The 3,849-nt window shown below is 73.4% G+C and carries 4 protein-coding genes; 3 read left to right on the top strand and 1 reads right to left on the bottom strand.

Features of this window, described 5'->3' with window-relative positions; all coding sequences use genetic code 11:
• Positions 1–767, bottom strand: a 767-nt coding sequence (locus WMJ97_RS14680; RefSeq protein ID WP_347349748.1) for a M20/M25/M40 family metallo-hydrolase, incomplete at its 3' end; no start/stop codon positions are given.
• Positions 768–842: 75 nt separating this feature from the next.
• Between WMJ97_RS14680 and lnt the strand changes: the two genes are divergently transcribed.
• Genes lnt through WMJ97_RS14665 form a run of 3 tightly spaced genes read left to right on the top strand, consistent with a single transcriptional unit; the run spans position 843 to position 3,717 of the window.
• A complete protein-coding gene (lnt, locus tag WMJ97_RS14675) occupies positions 843–2,444 on the top strand; it encodes an apolipoprotein N-acyltransferase (protein ID WP_347349747.1) in 1,602 nt (533 codons plus the stop codon).
• Positions 2,441–3,217 carry a polyprenol monophosphomannose synthase gene (locus WMJ97_RS14670; protein WP_347349746.1) on the top strand — a complete coding sequence of 259 codons (777 nt, stop codon included), beginning with the start codon at positions 2,441–2,443 and terminating at the stop codon, positions 3,215–3,217. The genes lnt and WMJ97_RS14670 overlap by 4 nt, the downstream gene beginning before the upstream one ends.
• Positions 3,214–3,717 (top strand): FxsA family protein, encoded by a 504-nt coding sequence (locus tag WMJ97_RS14665; RefSeq protein WP_347349745.1) that lies wholly within the window; start codon positions 3,214–3,216, stop codon positions 3,715–3,717. Before WMJ97_RS14670 ends, WMJ97_RS14665 begins: the two co-directional genes overlap by 4 nt.
• Positions 3,718–3,849 lie beyond the last annotated feature (132 nt).

Genomic DNA, 3,849 nt, shown 5'->3' with positions numbered 1-3,849 from the left:
TAGTCGAGGTGGGCGACCTCGGCCGTCGTCAGGCCGTCGACGGCGACCGAGCCGTCGGCGTCCGTGAGGGTGCCGAGCAGCGTGACGAGCGTGGTGAGGGCGTCCGGGACGACCCCGCCGAACATGCCCGAGTGCAGCGCGTGGCCCAGCGTGCGGACCTCGACGACGACCTCGGCCAGGCCGCGCAGCGTCGTGGTGAACGAGGGCCGGCCGACCTCCCAGTTGCCGGAGTCGCAGATGACGAAGGCGTCGGCGCGCAGCTCGTCGCCGTAGGCGTCCAGGAAGGCGGGCATCGTGGGGGAGCCCAACTCCTCCTCGCCCTCGACGAAGATCGTGACGCCGACGGGCGGGCGTCCGTCGAACGCGCGCAGGGCGGCGAGGTGGACCGCGATGCCGGCCTTGTCGTCGGCGACGCCGCGCGCGTAGAGCCGCCCATCGCGCTCGGTGACGGCGAACGGGTCGGACGACCACTCCTCGACGGGGCCGGTCGGCTGAACGTCGTGGTGGGCGTACAGACAGACCGTCGGTCGGCCCTCCGGGGCGGGGTAGTGGCCGACGACGGCCGGCTGGCCGCCGGCCTCGACGACACGCACGTCGGGGCAGCCGGCCCCGCGGAACAGCGCGGCGACGGCCTCGGCACTGGCGCGGACCTCGTCCGCGTGCTCGGGCTGCGCGCTGATCGACGGGATCGCAACGAGCCGGGCGAGGTCGTCCAGGACGCCCGGCAGTTCGGCGGCGATGCGGGTGCGGAGGTCGGTGTTCGTCATGGTCCGGACCCTACCCGGTGGGCGTCCGGAGGTGCCCCGCCGGAAATGTCCGGGGCCCGCGCTAGCATGCCCGACGTGACTCCGACCCCAGCCCCCGCCGCCGCCTCCGCGGGCGCGCGCGGCGCGGCGCCGCGCTGGGTGCTCGTCGTGGGCGCGGGTGCGGGCGGCCTGGCCCTGACCAGCGCGTTCGCGCCGCTGGGGTGGTGGCCGGGCGCGGTCGTGGGGGTGGCGCTCGTCGCGGCGGTCGTCCGGTGGGCGCCGGGGGCGCGGGCGTCCGTGCTGCTGGTGGGTCTGGCGGGCCTCGTCCACAACGCGACCGCGCTGACGTGGGAGTCGGCGCTCAACGTCGAGTCGTATGTGGGGCTCGCGCTCGTCGAGGCGCTCTACTTCCTGCCGCTCGGGTGGGGGCTGTTCGCGGTCCGCGGTTGGCGCGGAGCGCCGGTGGTGTCGGCCGGGCTCTGGACCGCGATGGAGTTCGTGCAGGCCCGCTGGCCCTTCGGCGGGTTCGCGTGGACGCGGCTCGGCTACGGCGTCCTCGAATCGCCCCTGGCCGGCTTCTACCCGTTCGTGGGCGCCGGCGCGACCACGTTCGTGGTCGCCCTGCTCGGCTGCCTGCTCGCGTGGGTTCCCGGACGCCGCCCGCGCCGGGCGGCCCTGGTGGCCGCCGTCGCGGCCGTCCTCGCGTTCGGCGTGGGCGCCCTGGGCGGGCTGTACCGGCCCGACGTGGGGGCGTCCCAGGGCCGGGTCGCGGTCGGGTATGTGCAGGGCGGCGCACCCGGCGGGGGCATCTACGGCCTGGGCACCCCGCGGACGATGACGTACAACCTCGCCCGCGAGCTCGGCGAGCTCGCCCGGCGGGTGGAGGCGGGGCAGGTGCCGCGTCCGGCGTTCGTGGTCGGCCCCGAGAACTCCACGGATATGGATCCGACGCTCGACGACGAGACCGGCCGGGTGGTGGCGCAGGCGGTGCAGCGGGTCGGCGTCCCGGTGGTGGTGGGCAGCCCGATGGCGGGGCCGGGCCCCGACCAGCGGCAGACGTCCGCGTTGTGGTGGACGCCGCGCGACGGCATCACCGACCGCTACGACAAGCGCGATCTCGTGCCGTTCGGGGAGTGGATTCCGTTCCGCGACGCGCTGCTGCCCCTCCTGCCGATCCTGCGCGCGGCGGGGGAGCAGACGGTGCCCGGCCCGGGCCCGAACCCCCTGAACGCCGGCGACGGGCTCGGCGTCGGCATGGCGATCTGCTTCGAGGTCGCCTTCCCCCAGACCCTCTACGACCAGGTGGACGCCGGGGCGCAGATCGTCGCCGTGCAGAGCAACAACTCGATGTTCCGGGGCACGCCGCAGTTGGCGCAGCAGTTCGACATCACGCGGGTCCGGGCGGCGGAGATGCGGCGGCAGATCCTCGTCGTGACGACCACCGGGGCGTCCGGGGTGATCGCGCCCGACGGGTCGGTGGCCGTGGCGGTGCCGTTCGACGACCCGGCGTCCGGGGTGGCCGAGCTCGACCGCTCGGCGGTGCGCACCCCGGTGATGCGGGGCGGCGGCCTCGCCGAGCCGGCGATCGCGGCCGCGGCGTCCGTCTGGCTGGCGGTCGGGCTGATCGCGGCGCGCCGTCGGCGTCATGGGGAACAATGGAGGGCGCACTCCGCAGCGAGAGAAGAGAGGCACGCATGAGCGACGAGGCCCTGGGCCGCACCCTGGTGATCATCCCGACGTACAACGAGATCGACAACATCGACATGATTACCGGGCGCCTGCGCGCATCGGTTCCTGAGGCGGACATCCTCATCGCCGACGACAACAGCCCCGACGGCACCGGCCGCCGCGCCGACGAGCTGGCGGCCGCCGACGATCACATCAAGGTGCTGCACCGCCAGGGCAAAGAGGGGCTGTCGGCCGCGTACATCGCGAGCTTCCGGTGGGGGCTGGAGCACGGCTACGACGTGCTCGTCGAGTTCGACGCCGACGGCTCGCACCAGCCCGAACAGCTCCCGCAGATCCTGGCGGCGCTCGATCATGCCGACATGGTGAAGGGCAGCCGCTGGGTGAAGGGCGGCTCGGTGGTGAACTGGCCGAAGTCCCGCGAGCTGCTGTCGCGCGGCGGCGGGGTCTGGACGTGGCTGATGCTCGGCATGCCGGTCAAAGACGTGACGGGCGGGCTCAACGCGTTCCGCGCCGCGACGCTGCGGGCGATCATCGACGACGTGGACGCCTCGGGTACCGGCGGCTACGGCATCCAGCGCGATCTGACGTGGAACGCCTACCGCAAGGGGTTCCGCATCGTCGAGGTGCCGATTCAGTTCAAGGAGCGCGAGGCGGGCAACTCGAAGATGGGCTCCGACGTCGTCGTCGAGGCGCTGAAGAAGACCACGCAGATGGGCCTGGAGTACCGCGGCGAGCAGGCCCGCGAGCTGTTCGGGAAGATCCGGGCGAAGGTGCGCCGGTGAGGCGCTCGGTCGCCGTCTGGCTCGCGGCGCTCGCCCTGGCGATCGTCGAGATCTGGCTGATCGCGCAGGTGGCCGGGGCGATCGGCGGGTTCCCGACGACGCTGCTGCTGCTCGCGATCGCCGTGGTGGGCGTCCTGGTGGCGCGGCGGCAGGGCCGCAAGGCGTTGGAGTCGCTCCGCACCGTCGAGCGCGACCCCGCGAAGATCGAGTCGTCGCTCAGCGAGTCGGCGGTCGTCCTGCTGGGCGCCGCGCTGCTGATCGTGCCGGGGTTCATCACGGACGCCGTGGGCGCCCTGCTGATCGCGTCGCCGACGCGCCCGGTGGCGCGGAAGGGTTTGACCGCGACCTGGCGGTGGGCGACCAAGGACATTCGCGACCGCGTCACGATCGTGGAATCCAAGATCAACCGCGAGGGCGTCGTGGAAGGTGAGGTCGCCGACGACCCGCCGCGGAGGCGTCCGGACGACCCCACCATCATCAGGGGTGAGGTCGAACCCTGACCGTGTGCGTTTCTACCTGACGTTCTCCACACTCTGGTGTGGAGAACGTCACACGGGTCCGGGCCGCAGCGGTGAGGCGTCCCCGATGCCGGGGGAGGTCTCGTCCGCCACTCGAGGAGTGTCGACGAGGCG

The organism is Nigerium sp. (assembly GCF_039811905.1).
GTDB lineage: Bacteria > Actinomycetota > Actinomycetes > Propionibacteriales > Propionibacteriaceae > Propioniciclava.
The sequence above is the reverse complement of the archived record's forward strand: the minus strand, read 5'-3'. Positions and strand labels throughout refer to the sequence as shown.

Excerpts from the sequence above, each read along its gene's own strand:
- WMJ97_RS14670 (WP_347349746.1), top strand. The coding sequence starts at position 2,441 with ATGAGCGACGAGGCCCTGGGCCGCACCCTGGTGATCATCCCGACGTAC.